Source organism: Actinacidiphila acididurans (assembly GCF_016918855.1).
GTDB classification, from domain to species: Bacteria; Actinomycetota; Actinomycetes; order Streptomycetales; family Streptomycetaceae; genus Actinacidiphila; species Actinacidiphila acididurans.
The window spans coordinates 244,839-264,138 of the sequence record NZ_JADKYB010000001.1 but is presented as its reverse complement, the minus strand read 5'-3'; the positions used below and the strand labels follow the sequence as shown (position 1 = coordinate 264,138).

The following is a 19,300-nucleotide window of genomic DNA, read 5'->3' as shown; positions in this document are numbered from 1 at the left end:
TGCGGCCGCGACGGTTATGGCGGTAGTGAAGGTCAGGGCAAGGACGATGCAGACTGACCACAAGCACAGGCCTCGCCGTTCGGTACGGCGCAGGGGCAGGTGCGGTAGCACGCGGCGGCACTCCATCGCGGGCAAGGGCTGCCGCCTGTAGGTGAGTCTTGTTCAGCGACTGAGGAGTGCCATCCGCTGGAGGTTGTCGGCGAAGATCCCGAGGCCGGCCCACGTCTGGGCTCCGGTCAGGCGGCGCAGGGGGGGTGCGGCGGAAGCCGAAGGTGCGCCGTAGGCCGATCCGCTGGACGCCGAGTTCGGCCAGTGCCTGATCGTTGGCCGCGGTGCCGAAGCCGCGGTCGGCGACGACCGTGCCTGGCGGTCAGCCGGTCAGTGCGGCCACCCGCCGGACGGAGGGCACCAGTTGCGGCGCGTCGGGCGGGTTCCCGCGGCTGACCTGGTGGTCGACAACGAAGCCCTGTTCGTCCTCGGTGACCAGGGCGGTGTAGCCGAACTGGGTGGGATGCTGGGGCTTGCCCTTGCGGATCGGCCGGGCATCGGGATCGGCCAAAGAGACCAGCCGGTCGGGGATCGTGTGGATGCCCGCCAGCCGCAGAGCGGTCTGTTCCAGCAGCCGGTGGCTGCCTTCCACCGTCTCGGCCAGCTCTGCGAGTAGGCGCTTCAGCCGCCCAGAGGGCCGTTTGCCCAGCGCGCGACGGGCGTTGCGCTCCATCGCGGCCACCTCCCGCAGTGTCGCGCGGGCCACGGTGGCGATTCTCGCCGGTGAGCCGGTCGATCTCGCCCAGGGGCCTGGCCGGTGCGGCGGCGCAGTGTGCGGGAGATCTGCTTCAGGCGGCGCTCTACTGACCGGCTGCGGTCACGGAAAGGGGTGCGCCCGGCGGCGCCGGCGGCCTTGATCCGCCGCACCAGTCGGCCCAGCTTAGAGGTCGCGCAGGTAGGGGTGCGGGAACGGCAAGGCCATGTGCTCGGCCGCCATCCGCGAGAGCGCATCCAGCTTCTCGTCGAACACGCCGGCGATCATGCCAGGCACATCGAGGCGCCCAGGAGCGATTCGCGCCACCCGGTGAACCTATGCGGTCACGGCACTAGGAAACTTCACGCGGCCAGCCCTGGACGGCCAGAACAGCCACCTGCTCAAGCAGCTGCCGGCTGGTACCGTCGCGGGCAGACTGCGACATGCCTTGCAGTGTCGCTTCGGTGTAGTGGGCCAGGGCCGCGGCGTCGGTCTCCGGCGGCAGGACATGCGCGTCGACGTCGGCCTGGATGCGCTGCTGAAAAGCGACGATGTGACGCTCGCGGTGCTGACGCAGCAGGCCGGCGACCTCGGCGCTGCCGGCGGTCTCGGCGGCGCACAGCAGCATGCAGCCGCGCGGTCTGCCGGGGAGCGTGTGCTCGTAGGCGGCCTCCCGCAGCACCCGCGTGATCGCTTGCTTGGCGGTCGGCTCCTGACCGAGGGCGTGGGTGATATATCCACCGTACCGATCCGCATACACCTCGACGGCTTCGTTGAACAGAGCCCGCTTGTCGCCGAACGCAGCGTAGAGGCTGGGCGAACCGATGCCGAGCGCGACGGTCAAGTCGCTGATCGAGGTCGCCTCATAGCCATTCGTCCAAAACAGCCTGATCGCAGCGTCCAGTGCGGCGTCCCGGTCGAAGGAGCGTGGTCGCCCTCTGGGGCGCCTCGGTGTCGGCATAGCACAATTATATAAGGCGTGTTCCAGAAAGGTGTGGGCGGGCGGTCGGGGCCTGGTTGGGGGTCGGTGTGGTCATGCGCTCAGGGTGAGGTTGTGCGTGTGGGCGACGGCCTGGACGGTGTGGTGGAGGCCGTCGCCGTGCTGCCGGCAGTCGCGGAGGACCTTGTAGGTCTTCATGCGGGCGAAGGTGTGCTCGACGCGGGCGCGGACCCGCCGGTGCTCGGCGTTGTCGGCCTCCTCACCCGGGAGCAGCGGCCGTCCGGGGCGTTTGCGGTGCGGGACGATGAGACCGGTGTTGATGCAGGCGCCGTCCCCGGGCACGGTGACACCGCGGCACTGCTCGGGCAGGCCGCTTGAGCGCCAGACCTGCGCGTCGGCCCGGTTGCCCGGCGCGGGGCGGGCCGCGGCCACCACCAGGCGGGGGTCGGCATCGATGATGACCTGCACGTTCGCCGAGAACCGGTAGTTACGCGAGGAGGCGCCCACCTTCCGGTCGCGGACCGGGATCAGCGTGCCGTCCACGATCCACAGCCGCTCGGCAGCATCCTCGGGCCGACGGGCCGGCTCCAGCGCGAGGAACGGGCCCAGGCGCTGGATCCCCCGCCACACGGTGGCCGGCGAGACCCGAACAACGGCGCGAGCTGCCGCATCGTGAGGTCCGCCCGGTAGTACACCGCGACCAGCAGGACCCGCTCGGCCAGCGGCAGGCTCCACGGACGCCCCAGCGGCAGACCCTCTCCACCCCGCTCCCGCACCACCCTCACCAGCCGGCCGAATGCCTCAGCCCGCAGCCCGGTGAACGTCTCCACCCACACCCGCTCAGCCCACAACACCCCACCCATACACCGCAAATGCCCAGACCACACCCTTCCGCAACACCCTTCAGCGATCGTTTCACATGTCTGCTAGCGTCTATTTCTGTAGCGATCCCTAGAGAAAGGTGCCGATGATGCCGAGCAGTGGGTGTCTGCGGCCCAGGCGGTTCAACCGAGTCGAAGCCGGCCCTACCGATCGGGAGACGGTTGTGCTGCTGCACGCCGTCGGCCTGGACTTGACGTACTGGGACCGCCAGATCGAAGCCCTTGCCGATCGCTATCGGGTTGTAGCCGTCGACTTGCCTGGTCACGGGATGTCCGACCCTCCGCCTCGAAACACGGGCATCGGCCGCCTGGCACAGGACGTCGCCGACATCGTCGAGGCCGATGCGGGTTCCAGCGCCCACATCGTCGGACATTCCCTCGGCGGAATGATCGCCCAGCAGCTTGCGGTGTCCTGTCCCGGCCTCGTGAAGAGCCTCACGCTGATCGCGACGGCGGCGACATTCACCGACGAGACGCGCGCGTTCATGCGCAGCCACGCAGCGTCCGTGCGCCAGGACGGCATGGGCGCCGTCGTGCCGCTCGTGGCCAACTGGCTCGCTCCGGCCACGGTAGAGCGCCGACCGGATGTACTCGACAGACTCGAGAAGTCGATCCGCGCGATGGACGCTGCCGTATACGCATCCGCATGGGACCAGATCGCAAATTTCGAAGCCGCGGGCCAACTGGCGGCACTGACCCGCCCGACCCTGGTAGTGGCCGGAGGGCAGGACACCAACACACCAGCAGCCGACGTCACCCTGCTGGCGAAGGCCATCCCGCATGCCGAGCTCAGCGTGATCGCCGATGCCGCGCACATGATTCCGCTCGACACCCCGGACCGGCTCAACAAGGAATTGCTCGGCTTTCTAGCCACTGTCGGGAGTGTCTCGAAAAGAAAGGGTCCCTCACCAAACGATGCTTCAAGTGACTATCGCACCTCTTGAAGGCGGAGGTCCGGTTGGGGTAGAGCGCCGAGGCGATCACTACCGAGACGGAGGCGCGGATGGGCCCCTGGAGCTGGCCGAGCTGCTCGGTTCGGACGGGTTGCTGCAGTCGGCTTTCCATCCGTGGTCGCGACATCCCGAAGGAGTCCGGCCGATGTCCAGGTATCCACGACACAGGCTCCCGCTGTCGGTGCCGAAGGATCCACGCTACCTGAGCCAGGATGACGGTATCGCCATCGCCGACGGTCTGCGACCCCGTCGTGTCCTCGGCGACCGCGACCCGCCGAAGCAATGCCACGCTGGACAACAGCACTCGCCTACGACTGATTCGCAACGATCACTGGAAACCGCCTGGCCTACCCCGTGCTCGTGATCGACGCGGTGCACGTAAGGATCCGTGATGGGCAGGTGGCCGACCGCGCGGTGTACGTGGTGATCGCCGTGGACACCGACGGCTGCCGGCAGATCCTGGGGATCCGGGCCGGAGACGGCGGCGAGGGCGCGGAGATCCTGGTGACCACGCTCGCCGACGGCGCCGCCGTGGAAGCCGCGATGACCGGTCCCGAGGGCGCGCTGCGGACCCTATCCACGGGGCGCGGTATGGATTCGGATGGCATCCTTGCCTCCGGGCGCCGGAACTGCGCGAGCGGGTGCAGCCGCTGCTCAACGTCGTCGGCCGTCGGACACCGTGGCTGGGCCGGCTCGGCGACGGCAGCCGGCTGAAGCTCGTGATGAACAACTCGCTCGCGGTCACCGCGGAAGGAATTGCCGAGGCCGTCGCCCTCAGCACGGCGCTGAACCTGGATCCGGGCGTGTTCCTCGACGCTCTCGCCGAGACGCCACTGGGTCCCCGCACGCGGTGGCCAAGGGGCGCGCCGTCTTCCCGCTTCGCCACGCCGCAAAAGACGCCGGACTCGCGATCGAAGCCGCCGCGAATCAAGGCATGACACTGCCGGTCACTGAGGCGGTGCCGCCGCGCTGGGACGAGGTCATCGCACTCGGTCACGGTGACGACGACGTGTGCGCCGCCCTCACCGCAAGCTCTGCCGGCCCGCACGACTGTGCCCGACGGCCGGCGCAGCGCCGTGTGACCGGCCGTCCGCGAATCGCAGCACAGAACCTGGCGGGCCGACCCGCGAAGGCGCGGATCCGGCACGTCCCGATCATCCATCAGCCACCCGAGGAGAGACCCTTCATGACCATCGCCATCGCCTACGCGGCCCCCTCGGCGAAAGCTCCGCTGGAGCACACGACGATCGAGCGCCGCGCCCTGCGTGAGCGAGACGTACTGATCGAGATCGCCTACGCCGGCATCTGTCACTCCGACATCCACACCGTCCGCGAGGAGTGGGGCCAGGCCGCCTTCCCCCTCGTGCCGGGACACGAGATAGCCGGCGTGGTCACCGAAGTCGGTCCGGATGTGACCAAGTACGCCGTCGGTGACCGGGTCGGCGTCGGCTGCTTCATCGACTCCTGCCGCAAGTGCGAGCAGTGCCTGGCCGGCCTGGAGCAGTTCTGCACCGACGGCGGCATGACCAGTACGTACAACGACAAGTACCGTGACGGTGAGGTCACGCAAGGCGGCTACAGCACCCACATCGTCGTCGACGAGAACTACGTGCTGCGCATTCCTGACGGCCTGTCCCTCGATGTCGCGGCCCCGTTGCTCTGCGCCGGCATCACCATCTACTCCCCGCTCACCCACTGGAACGCCGGCCCCGGCAAGAAGGTCGCCATCGTCGGCGTCGGCGGCCTCGGCCACCTGGGCATCAAGATCGCTCACGCCAAGGGCGCCGAAGTCACCGCGCTGAGCCAGTCGATGCGCAAGAAGGAGGACTCGCTGCGGCTCGGCGCCGACCACTACTACGCGACCGGCGACCCCGAGACGTTCACCAAGCTCGCCGGGACCTTCGACCTGATCGTCAGCACAGTGTCGGCCGTCGTCGACCTGGACGCCTACCTCTCGTTGCTGAAGCCGGACGGCGTCCTGGCGAACGTCGGGGCGCCCGAGGACTCCAGCACCCTCCACCTGTTCTCGCTCGTCATGGGCCGCAAGACGCTGGCCGGATCGCTGATCGGCGGCATCAAGGAGACCCAGGAGATGCTGGACTTCTGCGCGGAGCACGGCTTCGGTGCCGACATCGAGGTTATTCGCGCCGACCGGATCAACGAGGCGTACGACCGCGTCGTCGCCAGCGACGTCCGCTACCGCTTCGTCATCGACATCGCTTCCCTGCGCGACTGAGATCAGGCTCCACCCGAAGCTCCCGGGGAGACTCACCGGCGCCCCCGGCTGGTCCTCCGGCCCCGCTGCCTGCTGGAACAGTCCACCCCGATTCGGACGGCGGGCTCGGGGTGGGCTGGCGCGGCAGGGCAAGCCCACCGGCCCGCCCCTGGTGCGAGCGGCTCGACGATCGTGCCGAGCGACACCTGCTCCCGCGGCCGTTCGGCGGTGCGGATGCGGTCTTCCGCGGGTCACGTCCGCGGGAACGGTGTATCGACGGCCACTCGGCGATCTTGTTTTGCCCGGACGCCGGGACAAACCCCCGGGTCAGGTCCTACCAACTGGTGAGGCCCCGCAGTCGGGCCGGGGCTGCAACGTGTTCTCCATGTCCGCCATGCACCCATCCCAATTGTTGGACATCCCAACGGATGGGGGTTACGTTGGGCCTTCCAATGTTGGACACCCCAACGTGAAGGAGGAGGGCAATGATCCTCGTAACGACGCCCGGGAAGGTTGGCGCCGAGGCGGCACGCCTGCTCGCAGGGCGAGGCGAAGCGGTACGGATACTCGCCCGTCATCCGGAGAAGGTGATGGCGCTGAAGCAGGCCGGAGTGGATGTCGTCGAAGGCGACCTCGACATCCCCGCAACCATTGACGCGGCGATGAAGGGCGTCACGAGTGTGGTACTCGTCAGCCCCGCCGTTCCGTCCCACGAACTGCACGTGGTGGGCAGCGCCGTGCGTGCGGGCGTGGACCATGTCGTGAAGGTCACCAGCAAGGCCTCCGCGGACTCGCCGATCGCCCGACAGCGCGGACAGGCCGAGATCGAGGCGGGACTGCTCGCCTCGGGCCTGAACTACACCCTTCTGCGCAACAATTTCTACATGCAGAACTTCCTCGTGCTGGGACCCGCGATCGCCAGGACGAGCGGATTCGGCTCCGCCGCCGGTGCGGGCAAGGCCGGCTTCATAGATACCCGAGATGTCGCCGCGGTGGCCGCTGAGGTCGCTGGTTCGCCCAGTGCGCACAGCGGGAGGTCCTACCTACTGACCGGGCCGGAACTGCTCTCCTATGCCGACGTGGCGGAGGTGCTCTCCAAGGTGCTGGGACGGCAGATCGCTTTCAGCCCGCGCACGCGCGCGGAGGACACGCAAGCCATGGTGAGCGCAGGCGTGCCGGAGCCGATCGCCGCGATGAATGCCCACGCGGTCAGCCTGATCGCCGAGGGCGACGCGGCTTGGCTGTCCGACGACGTGCCGACGGTCCTCGGTCGGCCGGCTCGAACCTTCGAGCAGTTCGCCACCGACCACGCGGGTGTGTTCTCCTGAATTCGGGCGACGGGTGCGGTCGGCCCGCGTCGGTACTGCTGGTTCACCTTGTGGCAGCCGCGCTGCGGAGGACTCGGCCGGACCACGAAGCGAAGTTCGTAGCGCGATCAGCGGACCCGGTGCCTGTGGAGCCGTCACGCGGCGAACCTGCAGCACGAGCAGAAACTCGGCAAGGCCCCGGTGGATCTACTCACGGACACGACGGGCCTCGCCCGTGCCGAGATCGTCGCGCCGGCCTTCGCCTACTGAGTGAAGTCGGCTGAGCGGCGAGCTTCTGCTGCAGAGCACCCCACTCCTGCGTGCCGGTGACGAAGTCGTCGTGCTCGACGAGCCCTTCTTGTGGGAGGCGGTGACGAGCGGGCCGTATTGGCGGGTGCTCGACCGCCTCAAGGCGACGACCGTCGGCGACAAGGCATGGCAGGCCTGGTCGCGCGGATACGCAGAGATGATCGAGTTGCCGGCCGAGGACCTCATCAAGGCGGTTTCCCGGCAAAGAAGGGCATGATCAACGCGAACAAGGCCGACGCAGAGCAGAGCGCCCACGAATCGGCGCCCTGCCGTGTACGTGTCGGTGCCGTCGAGCCGATTCTATCGGCAGAACGAAGCTTTCTACGGCGAGCACGCGGTCAACGCCGCCGACAGGATCTCGAAAACGCTCCAGGACGCATAGGACGGATAGGACGGATCGGCCGGCGGACGTCGGCCGACTCACCGGGCCTGCGGTTGCCGGGCCATCAGCTTGGACTCCGGGCCTTGCGTCGGCCGAGGGCCGCGGAACGTCGCGCGGTAGGTGGTGGGGGAAACACCCAGCGTGTCCCGCAGCCGTAGCCGCAGCGACCCGCCGGTACCGAAGCCGGCCCGCTCGGCGACTTGATCGACCGGCAGGTCGGTGCTTTCCAGCAGCCAACGTGCCTGGCTGAGCCGCTGGTGGTTGAGCCACTCGATCGGGGACAATCCGGTTTCCTCGCGGAACCGCCTGGTCAACGTGCGTTTGCTCATGGTGGATCGCCGGGCGAGTTCGTCCAGGTCGACCGGGTGATCGAGATGACCGAGCAGCCAGGACCGGAGCGCTGAAGTAGAGGATTCGTCGCTGATGGCTACCGGGAGCTCAATGAATTGCGCTTGGCCGCCGTCCCGGTGGGGCGGCACGACATGAGTGCGGGCGACCTCGACGGCGACTGCCGTACCGTGGTCGCGCCGGATCAGGTGCAGGCACAGGTCGATGCCCGCCGCGCCTCCTGCGGAAGTGAGCACGTCACCCTCGTCGGTGTAGAGCACGTCGGGGTCGAGCCGGACGTCGGGGAACGCACGGCGGAACGCGGGCACCGACCGCCAGTGGGTTGTCGCGCGGCGGCCGTCCAGCAGGCCCGCCGCAGCGAGCACGAACGCGCCGGTGCACACGGAGGCGATGCGCGCGCCAGGCCGGATCATTGCCATCGCGGCCGCCAATGGGCCCGCCAGCGGCGCGGTGAGCAGGTTGTCGTGCGGGTCGCGGGCTCCCGGAACGACGACGGTGTCCGCCTCAGCCAGGGCATCGGGCCCAAGTTCGACGAATAGGGAGAAGTCTGCGCTGACCCGGACCGGCCCGGGAGCGAGCCCGCAGGTGGTCACCTCATAACGGTCGCCCGCCGCGCCGAACAGCTCGTGCACGAGGCTGAGTTCCATGGGCAGCACTCCTGGGCGGGCCAGCACCACAACACGATGAGTCATGGCCCGATTTTCGCACATATTGGCATCGGGCCAATGGTGCTGTCGCGCTGCGAGCGGCACTGTGGACGCCATGAACGTTTTGTGGGTCCTGGCTCACCCAGAAGCCCGATCGCTGAACGGATCGCTGCACCAAGCGGGCCTGGCCGCGTTGGCCGAGGCCGGTCACGATGTCGAGGTCTCCGACCTGTACGCGATGAAATGGAACCCGGTGGTCGACCGGGACGACTACGCGGTCGGCGACGAACGACTGCATATCGGCCCTGCGTCCAAAAGCGCGCTTGATGGACAGGCCCTGAGTCTGGACATTCGGCTGGAACAGGCCAAGCTCGACCGGGCCGATCTTCTCGTCCTGCAGTTCCCGCTGTGGTGGTACGGACTGCCCGCGATCCTCAAGGGCTGGTTCGACAGGATATTCGTGCGAGGTTATGCGTACGGACTCCCGGATCCCGATCGGCCCGGTCGCAGTCTGCGCTACGGCACCGGAAAGCTGGCCGGCAAGCGTGCCCTTGCCGTGGTGACCGCGGGCGGCCCAGCCGAGAGTTACCAACCGCGCGGTATCGACGGCTCGCTGGAGGACCTGCTGTTCCCGCTGCTGCACGGCACGCTCTTCTACTGCGGCATCGACGTTCTCCCCTCATTTGTCATCCATGGGGCCAACCGTCTGTCCGATGCGGGATACCGGGCCGCTGCTGCTGAGTTGCGTACGCGACTGCACCGGGCGCAGAGCACGCTGCCGATTCCGTACCGACCACAGAACGGCGGCGACTACGACGATCACATGGTGCTGTTGCCGCACGTGGCCGCCACGCGAACCGGACTGGACGCCCACCGTGCGTGATCGCAGGGCGGTCGCAGTCCTGGGGTGATCCGGGCGGCCGCAGCCGAGCGGCCGACCCTGTCAGCCAATCGGCACCCGGTCCCGCCGGGTTTTCATCAGCGGCTGGATCCGGGTGCCGAAGTTCTCGATGCCCGCCAGGAAATCGTCGAAGACGAGCATGGCCCTTGATGCCCTGGACGCCCTTGACCTGTGCGGCCTCGTCCAGCATCGCCGCGATGTTCTCGTAGGAACCGACCAGGGTGCCCATGTTGAGGTCGACCGCTCCTGCGGGTACCACCCTCGCTCGTGCTGTCGATGTGGCGCTTTCACCGTAGCGCTCTGCGCCGCCTGGTACCGGGGCGCCGATGAGAACGGACGACGACGCGATCCAGAACGGGAAAGGAAAGGTCTCGATGAGTGCCACCGTCATCCGCGCGGCACCCATCGCGCCGTCATCGCCACATCCGCGGGTGATGGCCAGACGCCTCCTTCTCGACCACGACAAACGATTCACCTCGGTCCCCAAGGTCTTCACTGATGCCGACCGGCAGTCGCTGCTCGCGGACGTCGACGTTCTGCTCACCAGCGACGGATGACAGTGGCTGCGTGAGCGTGGCCTGCATCCGGAGCACGTACTCGACGCCTGGCCCCACCTCGTCAACGTCTCCATCAGCCCTTACGGCCTGACGCTGTTGGCGGCGGGCGGCCTGCTCGATCCCGCCGGCGATCCGGACCGGTCGCCGGTGCGGCCTTACGGAGAGCAGAGCGCGATGGCCGCCTGTCTGCACGCGACCGCCGCGGCGATGATGGCCGTTCTCCTTGGGGGGTGTGCTGCTCGCGTGGGACCGGCTGACCGAGTGGCTTCGTGACGAGCAGGGCTACGGAGCCGAAGCCTGATGCCCCTGGCGGAGTCCGGGTTGCGGATTTCACCTGGGTGGGAGCGGGCCCTTTCGTCCACGCCCCTCAGCCCGACCCGAGTTCGCCCGCATCGACACCCCCACCTCAAGATCGAACCGCCGGGGCGACTCCAATCCAGCGGGCGTCGCTCGTCGCTTCAGCCTGCGCTCTCGATGCGGGCGAGCACCTTGTCGGAGATCCGGTGCAGCGTTCGCAGTTCGTCCGGGTCCAGGACGTCGATGAACAGGTCCAGTACCCGGGCCACATGTCCGGGTGCCGCCTCTGCCAAGTAGGCGTAGCCGGCTTCGGTCAGGATCGCTTGCGTGTAACGCCCGTTGTGCGGGTCGGGCTCGCGGCGCACGAACCCGCGTCTCTCGAGCCGACCGACCATGTGGGACAGGCGGGACAGTTCCGTGTTGGCCATGACCGCAAGCTCGCTCATTCTCATGCGGCGCTCGGGCTGGTCGGACAGGTGCGCCAGTACGTGGTACTCGATGAAGCTGAGCTTCGAGTCCTGCTGGAGCTGCGACTCCAGCGCCGCCGGCAATCGCTGGAGGAGCTTCATGAACCCGCGCCACGCCGCCAGCTGGTCACCGGTGAGCCAGCGCGGCTCAGACACCTCGGACTCCCCTGGGACAGACATGTGCGCAGTCTACTGACATCACCGAAGCCCTGACTTGAATCTTCACGTGAATCGGGCTACGGTGTCACTTGAAAATTCAAACATGACTGGATCGGAAGGACCGTCCATGAGCAACCTGAAGCTCGCCGTCATCCTCGGCAGCACCCGCCCCGGCCGTAACGGCGAAGCGGTGGCGAACTGGGTGCTGACCAAGGCCAAGGAGCGCACCGATGCCGACTACGAGCTGGTCGACCTGCTCGACTACCCGCTGCCGCACCTGGACGAGGCCGTGCCGGCGAGCCGCGGCGTATACGCGGGCGAGCACACGAAGGCCTGGTCCACCAGGATCAAGGAGTTCGACGGATACATCTTCGTCACCCCGGAGTACAACCACTCGACCTCGGGAGTACTGAAGAACGCCATCGACTACCTCTACGCCGAATGGAACAACAAGGCCGCCGCCTTCGTGTCGTACGGCTCGCTCGGCGGCGCACGGGCGATCGAGCACCTGCGGGCGATCTCGAGCGAACTGCAACTGGCCCACGTGCGCCAGCAGCTGTCGTTCTCGTTGTTCACCGACTTCGAGAACTTCTCGGTGTTCAAGCCCTCCCCGATACACGACGACGCCGCTTCCGTGCTGTTCGACCAGCTCGAGTCCTGGGCCGGCGCGCTCAAGTCCGTCCGAAGCTGACCCCTGATGCGGCTCTACGGCCTTGAGGAGCACTTCGTCACCGCCGACGTGATCGAGGCGTGGAAGCGGCACGACCCCCGGCTCGCCGAACCGATGATGAAGTGGGCAGTCGCCAGTGACATCACGCCGGCGTTGCTGGACCTCGACAGCGAACGCATCGCCGCAATGGACGACGCCGGGATCGACGTGTCGGTGCTGTCCCTCACGACGCCAGGGCTGCAGAACCTCGACACGGCGGAGGCGGTCGCCCTGCAGGCGCCCACGAACGACGCGATCGCCGCCGCCGTGCGCCGCCACCCCGGGCGCTTCCAGGGGTTCGCCGCGCTCGCCACCTCCGCTCCGTCGGCCGCGGCCGCCGAACTGCGGCGGGCGGTCACCGAGCTGGGACTCAACGGCACGCTGGTCAACGCGAACTCCGATGGCCGGTCTCTGGACGCGCCCGAATTCTGGGACATCTACGAGGCTGCCGAGGATCTGCGCGTACCCGTCTACCTGCACCCCAGCGTTCCGTTCCCGGCTGTCACCAAGGCCTACTACCGCGGTTTCGGCGCGCCGGTGGACGACATGCTGGCCACCGGCGCGTTCGGCTGGCACTACGACGCCGGGCTGACCGTGCTCCGGATGATCATCGCCGGCGTCTTCGACCGGTTCCCCGGGCTGCAGCTCGTCCTGGGGCACTGGGGCGAGGTCGTGCTGTTCTACCTCGACCGCATCGCGGCCATGGACAAGCTCACCGAGCTGCGGCGCCCGATCGCCGAGTACTTCCGCTCGAACATCTACATCACCCCGGGCGGCATCTCCAGCCACAAGTACCTGCGGTGGAGCCTGGAGACGGTGGGGATCGAACGGATCATGTACGCCTCCGACTACCCGTTCAACCGGGAGCGTGCCGGATCCGCCCGGCACTTCCTGGAAACGGCGCCGATCGTCGAGGCCGCCCGCGAGCGCATCGCCTTCCGGAACTGGGAAGGGCTCATCGCCGGTATCCGGCGCTGACCGATCGTGCCGAAAGGTGATTCGCGTGCCGGCTCTCCGCGTGGACGCGGCACGCCTGGTCGCCGACGCAGGTGACGGGCCGGCCATCGTGCGGCAGCTCGCCCGGCACCTGCCCGGCACGGAATTCGGTGTCCTCGACGACGTCGGCCACGCGGCGTTCCGGGAAGCCCCGCCGGAGTGGAACGCCGCCGTACTCGATGTGCTGACGCGTCACCGCGTCCGTCCGAACCGCACTGTCCCCGCATCGAAAAGGAGCCAACGCACGTGAACGAGTCCCGGAGCCGGCTGCAGGTCGTTTTCGCCGATCTGCGCCGCGCCGTCGACGACGTCATCCTCAAACACCAGGTCACCCTTGAGGAGTTACTCACCACCATCGAGTGGCTGCAGCAGGTCGCCGACGCCGGAGAGCTGCCGTCCGCGAGCATCCTCTTCTACAAGACCGTCCTCAAAGGAACCGCGGGCGCGACCTACGCCCACCCGGAGAAGGACGGCGCGAGCCACTGGGAGATGGAAGGCCCCGCCCATCGCCCCGGCGCTCCCGTCCTGCACAGCCCCGCCGTACTGCCCATGCGCCCCGACGAACCCGGCGAACCGCTCATCGTTTCCGGGACCGTGCGGACCACCACAGGCGACCCGCTGCCCGGAGCGGCCCTCGAGATCTGGCAGATCGACGCCAACAACGTCTATTCCGGCATGGACACCAGCGACTTCGAGCCGCTGAACATCCCCAACGACTCCACCGGCATCCCCGTCGACAACCTCCGCGCCCGAATCATCGCCGACACCGAGGGCCGCTACGAGTTCCGCACGGTGATGCCCGGCACCGAAACCTTCGGCCTGGCCACGGACAGCCCGCTCGCCACGCTGACCCGCGCGTTGCAGCTTCAAGGGCTGCGCCCGCTGCACATCCACGCCATCGTCTCCGCCGACGGGTGCCTGCCGCTGACCACCCAGATCTACTTCGACGGCGACCCGCTGGTCGCCGGCACCATCGAAGGCAACGTCCCCGCCGACGCGGTCAAGACGACCACCCGCCACGACGACCACCACGCTCGCGGCCTCGACCGGCCTTACCGCACCCTCACCTACGACTTCGTCCTGCGCCCCACGGCCAAAGCCGCCGCCGTCACTCCTCAGTGAACGACGCGGAGCCGACACACGCAGCGGACGCGGCGAGCGCCCGCGCCGACCCCGCCGGCTCGAAACACCAGTCCGTTTCCCCGGAATACCCAGCGAGGGCACGTAATGAATGCTGCTGAAGATACCGCGGCCGTCTACGACCGGTTCATGATCGAGCAGGCTCCCGCCAGTCGCGGTCAGCGTCGCTGGACGCCGGCCGATGGTCCGATGCCCGCGCTGTACCTCAGCCATGGCTCTCCGGCGCTGTTCGAGGACGCGTTGTGGATGAGCGAACTGTTCGGCTGGTCCCAGGCACTGCCCAAGCCGACGGCGATCCTGATCGTCAGCGCGCACTGGGAATCGGCGCCACTCAGCCTGTCGGCGACGGGCCCGGGCACGCCGTTGGTCTACGACTTCGGGGGCTTCGCCCAGCGCTACTTCCAGATGACCTATGAGACACCGGACGCCGGCGCACTGGCCGCCAGGGTCGCGGCCTCGATGCCGGACAGCGAACCGGTCCACCAACACGCCCGCCGCGGCCTGGACCACGGCGCGTGGGTCCCGTTGAAGACCATGTACCCCTACGCCGACGTACCGGTCCTGCAGATGTCCCTGCCCACCCACGACCCCGCCCGGCTGATGGACATCGGCCGTCGGCTGCGGGGCCTGCGGGAGGAAGGCGTGCTCGTGGTCGGGTCGGGCTACATGACGCACGGGGTTCCCTTTCTCACCCGGGACCAGTTCGTGCACAACGTCGTGCCGTCCTGGTCCGCCGACTTCGACGCCTGGGCGGCCGACGCCCTCACCCGTGGCGACGTCGACACCTTGGCCGACTACCGCAGCCTCGCCCCCGCAGTGCACTTCGCGCACCCGACCGTCGAGCACTACACGCCGATGTTCGTCACCCTCGGAGCCGCGACCGACGCCGAAGCACCCGTGCGGACGACGATCGAGGGCTACCGGTTCGGCCTGTCCAAGCGATCCTTCCAGGTCGCTTGATGCCGGGGGCGCTCAGCCAGGCCGGCCTCGGCAGGCGGCTGGGCCCGGGCCGCAACGACGTCAGCGGCACCGTGACCCGCTGCAGGCCGGCGGCCACCTTTCCCATCCCGCCGAGACATTGGCTTGCCTGCTCACTTCACTGCGCGAACGGGCACTTCGATGTGTCCGCACGTGCACGGTCGCGGCCGTCTCACCCGTGTCCGTTGAATCCGACGGTGCGGGCCGTCGAGAGTGTCACGCAGCGCTCTGACGTGACGGCCGACGACGCGGGTCAGGGCGTACGAAACGTGAGGGAGACTGCGCTCTGTGCGCGACCCGGCTCTGACGGGGCCTTTACAACGTTAGAGAAAATCTCGCTCGGGTCTTGACGTGACGTGGGCGTCCGTTGCGAAATCTGGTGGTTACATCGTTGTAGAAATCGGCTAAAGGCTGGAACCCGCTCCCCCACACGCCACCGCGGGCGCCGCCCTCACGCAATCGGCGCCCGACCCCTCGCACCCTGCCACCCGCCTACGCCGCACCGTCCCCTTCCCCCAGGTGCGGCCAAGGAGGGTGGAGGGCAGAGGGGTCTTCGGCAGCGCCAGCGACCTGCAGACAAGGGGCCTGACCAAGGCGAACACGGGCACGGCCCGCGAGAGGGTCGGGTGCACTCACGGGTGCAGGCTCGGGGGCACCCATGGGGAAGCAGCGGTAACCGGCCTCCCACGGCCAGGCCCAAGGCCGGGCGACACCTCACGCGGACGACGCCGACAGCCGCCCGCCGGACCCTGCGATGTCACTCGCTCCGAGCGACATGCACTTTGCCCGCCGACCTGACCTGCCCGAACACCGCCTCTCGCCGTGCGCATGTGCTTTGCCGTGCCGCAGCAGTGCACTCCCCGTGCCGCTCGCCGACGCCACCCCACGTCTGTTCCAAGGCGCCCGATATCGCCTTGTCCACCCCCCTTGCCCGCACAGACTGCCCAATTCCTCGCCCTCCCATGGCGTTCCACACCTTTGCGTCCCTTTTCGGGCATGCGCCGAGCGGGTGGCGGGGCCTAGTGGTCGGTGGTCGTGGGGGCGCCGGTTTCCACCGTTCCACGGCTGTGACCTGCGGTAGTGATGTTCGTGGAACGCTCGCCGGGTGCAGCGGCGGAAGCTGTCCCACCATGGACTCGAACGGGAGTCGAACCAATGTGGAGCCGTGAGCGAGGACGCGGGCCGGCCGCAGGGCGACGTGCCGCTGCGGGTGGGACTCCATGACGGGGCGGTTCGCCAGCAGAAGGCCAGCCGCGCGCCGTGCGGTCGCCCCCCTGCGAGCCAGCCGCACGGCGCTCCTGTACGGCGACCGGTGCGGGCGGGCAGGCGGGTGGCGTCGCGGCAGCGGGCGCGGACGGCCGTACGCCCGAGGCCCGCCCGCCCTGACCGCCGCGGAACGGCTCGCCGCGCCCCTGGGCAACGCTCCACGCAGTTCGCCCCGTGCGTTCGCCTCGCCCTGGAAACCGGCACCGCCGCGCTGGCCGTCGCGGCCCGTGCTCACCCCGCACCCCCCGGATGGGCCGAGGCCCCCCGGCCGCCCTCCGACGGGGAGGGCCGACGACGCCATGAGCGCGGAAGCGCTCCCGCCGGGCAGGCCCCGGTGCCGCCGGCGTGGTGCCGGCGCTCGCGGCCGGAAGAGTGGTTCGGTGACCAGTTCGGGCCAACGCGGGTAATGCGGGCTGGGCAAGGCCGCTCGTCTGTGCTTCCTTGGCGCCAGAAAGTGAATCGAGCGCTGAGGAGGCGTCAGTGCGTACGTCCGAGGTGCAGGACGACGTGGACCGCTGGGTACCGCCCGCGCTGCCGCATCTGGTGGTGCGGCAGCGCGGGGAGCACTGGCTCTGCCTGAACCCTGTCGTGCCCGCGTGGTTTGTGACGAACCGTGCCGGCGCCCTGGTGGTCCGGCTCGCCGACGGTGTGCGGACGGTCTCCGACATTCACCGGCTGCTCGTGGCTTCCGGGGTGGCAATGCCGCTCGGACCTGTCATGGAACTCTTCGCGGCCGCACGGCAGTCCCTGATCTTCGAACAGGGAGCGGACAGGGAGGGCGCGGACGACTGGGGCGCCCGAAGACTCACCGCCGTGCACCTGCACCTCACCAACCGCTGCAATCTGGAGTGCACCTATTGCTTCAGGGAGTCGACGCCGCGGCTTCCGGTCCACCTGACGGCCGACCACTTCGCCGAAGCCCTGCGCAGGATGGCGCCGTTCGCGGCCGAAAGCCTGAAAGTCACGTTCACCGGTGGTGAACCGACACTGTTTCCCGGCTTCGAAACGGTCGTCGAGGCGTCGACCGGCATGGGGTACGACAACATCCTGCTCACCAACGGCACACTGATCACCGCGGACCGGGCGGCGTTCATTGCCCGGCATTTCTCCGAGATCACCATCAGTCTCGATGGCCCCACCGAGGCGGTGCACGCGGCGACGAGAGGCCGGGGCAACTACGGACGCGTACTGGCCGGCATTCGCCGACTCGCCGACGCGGGCGCCAACGTACGGGTCAAGGTCACGGTCTCACCGGACAATCTGCAGCACTGCGACCAGGTTTCCGAAGTCCTCCCGGACTCCGTTCCCGTGCAGTTCACGCCCATGATGCCCATGGGCAGGAGTCAGGAGACACATCACGACTTCCTCGACGACGAAACCTTCGTCGGTCTGCGGCGAGGGCTGGCACGCGTCACCGAAGGACGGCTGTCCAGCAGTTACACACCGGGATTCAGGACGCGCCGGTGTCATGCCGGGGCGTTCAATGTGAGCATCGCCGATACGGGCGACGTGTATCCGTGTCACCTCTTCCACAAGGACCGGTTCCGACTCGGCAACATCTTCGAGCAGTCGTTCGATGAGATTTTCTTCGGTGAGCGCAACCGTGCGTACGTCGACAGCATGGATGTCGAGGCCAACAACGATGTGTGCAGGTCGTGCGAGGTGCGTTTCTTGTGCGGTGGCGGTTGCAAGGCCAACACGCTGCACTCGATGGGCGACTATCGAGGGGTCGACCGGTACTGCAGCTACCTGAGAACGACCATCACCGATGAACTCTTCCACTCGTGCGGAGTGGCGGTCGAGAAGGTGCCGGCGGCCGCCGCTGCCGTGCAGGCCGACGGAGGGAAGGCGTTCCTCGGCATTCCGTCCGTCCCGAAAGGCGGCGCCGGACCGGGCGCCGCGCGGTTGACCACCAGTGCCTAGATGCCGGAGGCCCCCATGACCACCCAGCCCGAAACCGACAACAGCGAGTACTTCCTCATCCCCCGGGACCCCGAGGGCCAATTCATCGCCACCGCCGAGCGTATCGTTCAGGAAAGAGGCATCCCCGAGTTCACGCAGAGCCTGCGCGCGGACGTCACCGCTCCTCTCGCAGCGGAACAAGTCATGCTACTGGAACTGCAGAACCTGCTCCCGGCACGGGTGAACATCGAGTCGGGCAGCCCGTTCCTCACCTTGCGGGTAAGCGCGTCCCCGGCCGACTCCCGGCTCATGTCGCGTTGCCAGTGCAAATGCGGGGGCAATGGCTGGACGTGCGGTGGCGGCGGTGGCGGCGGCGCCTGACGCGGATGCGCCGCCGGTCTCCGCATGCGGAGCGCCCCCGGCGCGCCAAGGGAAAAGGAGCAAGGCATGACCACGCACGCGGAGACTGCCGACAGCGAGTACTTCCTGCTCACGCGCGACCCTGACGGTGCATATGTGACCGCTGCCGAGCGGATCGTGCAGGAACGGGGAATTCCGGAGTTCACGCAGAGCCTGCGCGCGGACGGGACTCCGCCTTCCGACTTCGAGCGGGTGATCCTCCTCGAACTGCAGAAACTGCTGCCCGAGCGCGTCCACATCCCTCTCGACAGCCCTTTTCTCGTGCTGCGCGTCGGCACCTCGTACGGACAGCTCGCAGTCGAGGCGGACTCCAAGTGCCAGTGCTGGTGCAGCGGGGGAGGCACCTCGGCCGGGTGCGGCGTCGGAGAGCCCGCTGCTGAAGTCTCCGCCCCGCACCCTGCCGAGCTGGCAGCGGAGACCGGCAGCGGGACCGGCTGACGCCGCACCGTACGTCCTGGTCGCGGCACCCCCACGAGCCCGCCGTCGTTGTCAGGCGTTGACGTGCCTCCTCGGCGGCTCCGACATTGCGACTGTGACGAGCAGTGCAACAGCCGCCAGTACGCGTGGCTGGCCGGCTCCGTGCCCGTCTCCGGCGTCCCGCCACGGCGCACCGCTCCCCCACCGTCGACGATGCGCGGCCGCAACCGCCGGCCAAGCCGACCTACGAGGCGCCCGGTTTCGTCGTGGTCCATGGTGGCGGTGATGCCGAACGCGGAGACGATGATGCGGTGGAGCGTGTGCTGCCCTTACACGGCCAGCAGCGGCCGCTCGCCCGCGCCGCCAG

Annotated in this window: 18 protein-coding genes and 3 pseudogenes; 16 read left to right on the top strand and 5 right to left on the bottom strand. The window is 68.4% G+C overall.

From position 1 onward, the window contains the following. Nucleotides 1–162: 162 nt before the first annotated feature. The 3 genes and pseudogenes from ITX44_RS01130 to ITX44_RS01120 all read right to left on the bottom strand — a co-directional run. Nucleotides 163–930 (bottom strand): annotated as a pseudogene (locus ITX44_RS01130) (ISNCY family transposase); the annotation flags it as partial. Nucleotides 931–1,094: 164 nt separating this feature from the next. Further along, nucleotides 1,095–1,703 (bottom strand): TetR/AcrR family transcriptional regulator, encoded by a 609-nt coding sequence (locus ITX44_RS01125; protein ID WP_205355026.1) that lies wholly within the window; start codon nucleotides 1,701–1,703, stop codon nucleotides 1,095–1,097. A gap of 72 nt (nucleotides 1,704–1,775) precedes the next feature. Continuing rightward, nucleotides 1,776–2,545 (bottom strand): annotated as a pseudogene (locus ITX44_RS01120) (transposase family protein). Between the two features lie 182 nt (nucleotides 2,546–2,727). On the opposite strand from ITX44_RS01120, the gene ITX44_RS01115 reads away from it, so the two are divergent. From ITX44_RS01115 to ITX44_RS01090, 6 genes and pseudogenes are all read left to right on the top strand, one after another. After that, on the top strand, nucleotides 2,728–3,507 hold the full coding sequence (locus ITX44_RS01115) for an alpha/beta fold hydrolase (RefSeq protein ID WP_205355025.1): 780 nt from the start codon (nucleotides 2,728–2,730) through the stop codon (nucleotides 3,505–3,507). Nucleotides 3,508–3,864: 357 nt separating this feature from the next. Then, nucleotides 3,865–4,014, top strand: a pseudogene (locus tag ITX44_RS43195) (transposase); the annotation flags it as partial. Between the two features lie 143 nt (nucleotides 4,015–4,157). Next, a complete protein-coding gene (locus ITX44_RS01105; protein ID WP_205355439.1) occupies nucleotides 4,158–4,454 on the top strand; it encodes an NAD(P)-binding domain-containing protein in 297 nt (98 codons plus the stop codon). A gap of 248 nt (nucleotides 4,455–4,702) precedes the next feature. After that, on the top strand, nucleotides 4,703–5,752 hold the full coding sequence (locus tag ITX44_RS01100) for an NAD(P)-dependent alcohol dehydrogenase (RefSeq protein ID WP_205355023.1): 1,050 nt from the start codon (nucleotides 4,703–4,705) through the stop codon (nucleotides 5,750–5,752). A gap of 464 nt (nucleotides 5,753–6,216) precedes the next feature. Beyond that, nucleotides 6,217–7,059 carry an NmrA family NAD(P)-binding protein gene (locus ITX44_RS01095; protein ID WP_205355022.1) on the top strand — a complete coding sequence of 281 codons (843 nt, stop codon included), beginning with the start codon at nucleotides 6,217–6,219 and terminating at the stop codon, nucleotides 7,057–7,059. 319 nt (nucleotides 7,060–7,378) lie between these two features. Then, the gene (locus tag ITX44_RS01090; protein WP_205355021.1) at nucleotides 7,379–7,564 is read left to right on the top strand and encodes a hypothetical protein; all 186 of its coding nucleotides are present in this window, start codon (nucleotides 7,379–7,381) and stop codon (nucleotides 7,562–7,564) included. Nucleotides 7,565–7,767: 203 nt separating this feature from the next. Here ITX44_RS01090 and ITX44_RS01085 read toward each other — a convergent pair whose 3' ends face one another. Further along, nucleotides 7,768–8,787: a GlxA family transcriptional regulator gene (locus ITX44_RS01085; RefSeq protein ID WP_205355387.1), complete on the bottom strand. Its 1,020-nt coding sequence runs from the start codon at nucleotides 8,785–8,787 to the stop codon at nucleotides 7,768–7,770. 52 nt (nucleotides 8,788–8,839) lie between these two features. Here ITX44_RS01085 and ITX44_RS01080 point away from each other — a divergent pair, with 52 nt between their 5' ends. Both ITX44_RS01080 and ITX44_RS01070 read left to right on the top strand, forming a co-directional pair. Next, nucleotides 8,840–9,607: an NAD(P)H-dependent oxidoreductase gene (locus ITX44_RS01080; RefSeq protein ID WP_205355020.1), complete on the top strand. Its 768-nt coding sequence runs from the start codon at nucleotides 8,840–8,842 to the stop codon at nucleotides 9,605–9,607. 344 nt (nucleotides 9,608–9,951) lie between these two features. Continuing rightward, nucleotides 9,952–10,182 carry a hypothetical protein gene (locus tag ITX44_RS01070; protein WP_205355438.1) on the top strand — a complete coding sequence of 77 codons (231 nt, stop codon included), beginning with the start codon at nucleotides 9,952–9,954 and terminating at the stop codon, nucleotides 10,180–10,182. 458 nt (nucleotides 10,183–10,640) lie between these two features. Here the strand turns inward: ITX44_RS01070 and ITX44_RS01065 are convergent, their stop codons facing one another. Next, nucleotides 10,641–11,102 (bottom strand): MarR family winged helix-turn-helix transcriptional regulator, encoded by a 462-nt coding sequence (locus ITX44_RS01065; protein ID WP_307795024.1) that lies wholly within the window; start codon nucleotides 11,100–11,102, stop codon nucleotides 10,641–10,643. Nucleotides 11,103–11,232: 130 nt separating this feature from the next. Here ITX44_RS01065 and ITX44_RS01060 point away from each other — a divergent pair, with 130 nt between their 5' ends. The 8 genes from ITX44_RS01060 (at nucleotide 11,233) to ITX44_RS01025 (ending at nucleotide 18,954) form a co-directional block, all read left to right on the top strand. Continuing rightward, nucleotides 11,233–11,796, top strand: coding sequence for an NADPH-dependent FMN reductase (locus tag ITX44_RS01060; protein ID WP_205355018.1), 564 nt, complete (start codon nucleotides 11,233–11,235; stop codon nucleotides 11,794–11,796). Nucleotides 11,797–11,802: 6 nt separating this feature from the next. Further along, nucleotides 11,803–12,792 (top strand): amidohydrolase family protein, encoded by a 990-nt coding sequence (locus ITX44_RS01055; protein ID WP_205355017.1) that lies wholly within the window; start codon nucleotides 11,803–11,805, stop codon nucleotides 12,790–12,792. Nucleotides 12,793–12,817: 25 nt separating this feature from the next. Next, the gene (locus tag ITX44_RS01050) at nucleotides 12,818–13,060 is read left to right on the top strand and encodes an alpha/beta fold hydrolase (RefSeq protein ID WP_205355016.1); all 243 of its coding nucleotides are present in this window, start codon (nucleotides 12,818–12,820) and stop codon (nucleotides 13,058–13,060) included. Further along, nucleotides 13,057–13,932: a dioxygenase family protein gene (locus ITX44_RS01045; RefSeq protein ID WP_205355015.1), complete on the top strand. Its 876-nt coding sequence runs from the start codon at nucleotides 13,057–13,059 to the stop codon at nucleotides 13,930–13,932. Before ITX44_RS01050 ends, ITX44_RS01045 begins: the two co-directional genes overlap by 4 nt. A gap of 147 nt (nucleotides 13,933–14,079) precedes the next feature. Next, the gene (locus tag ITX44_RS01040) at nucleotides 14,080–14,910 is read left to right on the top strand and encodes a dioxygenase family protein (RefSeq protein WP_236059672.1); all 831 of its coding nucleotides are present in this window, start codon (nucleotides 14,080–14,082) and stop codon (nucleotides 14,908–14,910) included. A 1,764-nt stretch (nucleotides 14,911–16,674) separates the two neighbouring features. Then, nucleotides 16,675–18,117: a radical SAM/SPASM domain-containing protein gene (locus ITX44_RS01035; protein WP_205355014.1), complete on the top strand. Its 1,443-nt coding sequence runs from the start codon at nucleotides 16,675–16,677 to the stop codon at nucleotides 18,115–18,117. Between the two features lie 15 nt (nucleotides 18,118–18,132). Beyond that, nucleotides 18,133–18,477, top strand: coding sequence for a hypothetical protein (locus ITX44_RS01030; RefSeq protein ID WP_205355013.1), 345 nt, complete (start codon nucleotides 18,133–18,135; stop codon nucleotides 18,475–18,477). Between the two features lie 66 nt (nucleotides 18,478–18,543). Further along, nucleotides 18,544–18,954, top strand: coding sequence for a hypothetical protein (locus ITX44_RS01025; RefSeq protein ID WP_205355012.1), 411 nt, complete (start codon nucleotides 18,544–18,546; stop codon nucleotides 18,952–18,954). Nucleotides 18,955–19,300: the final 346 nt, after the last annotated feature.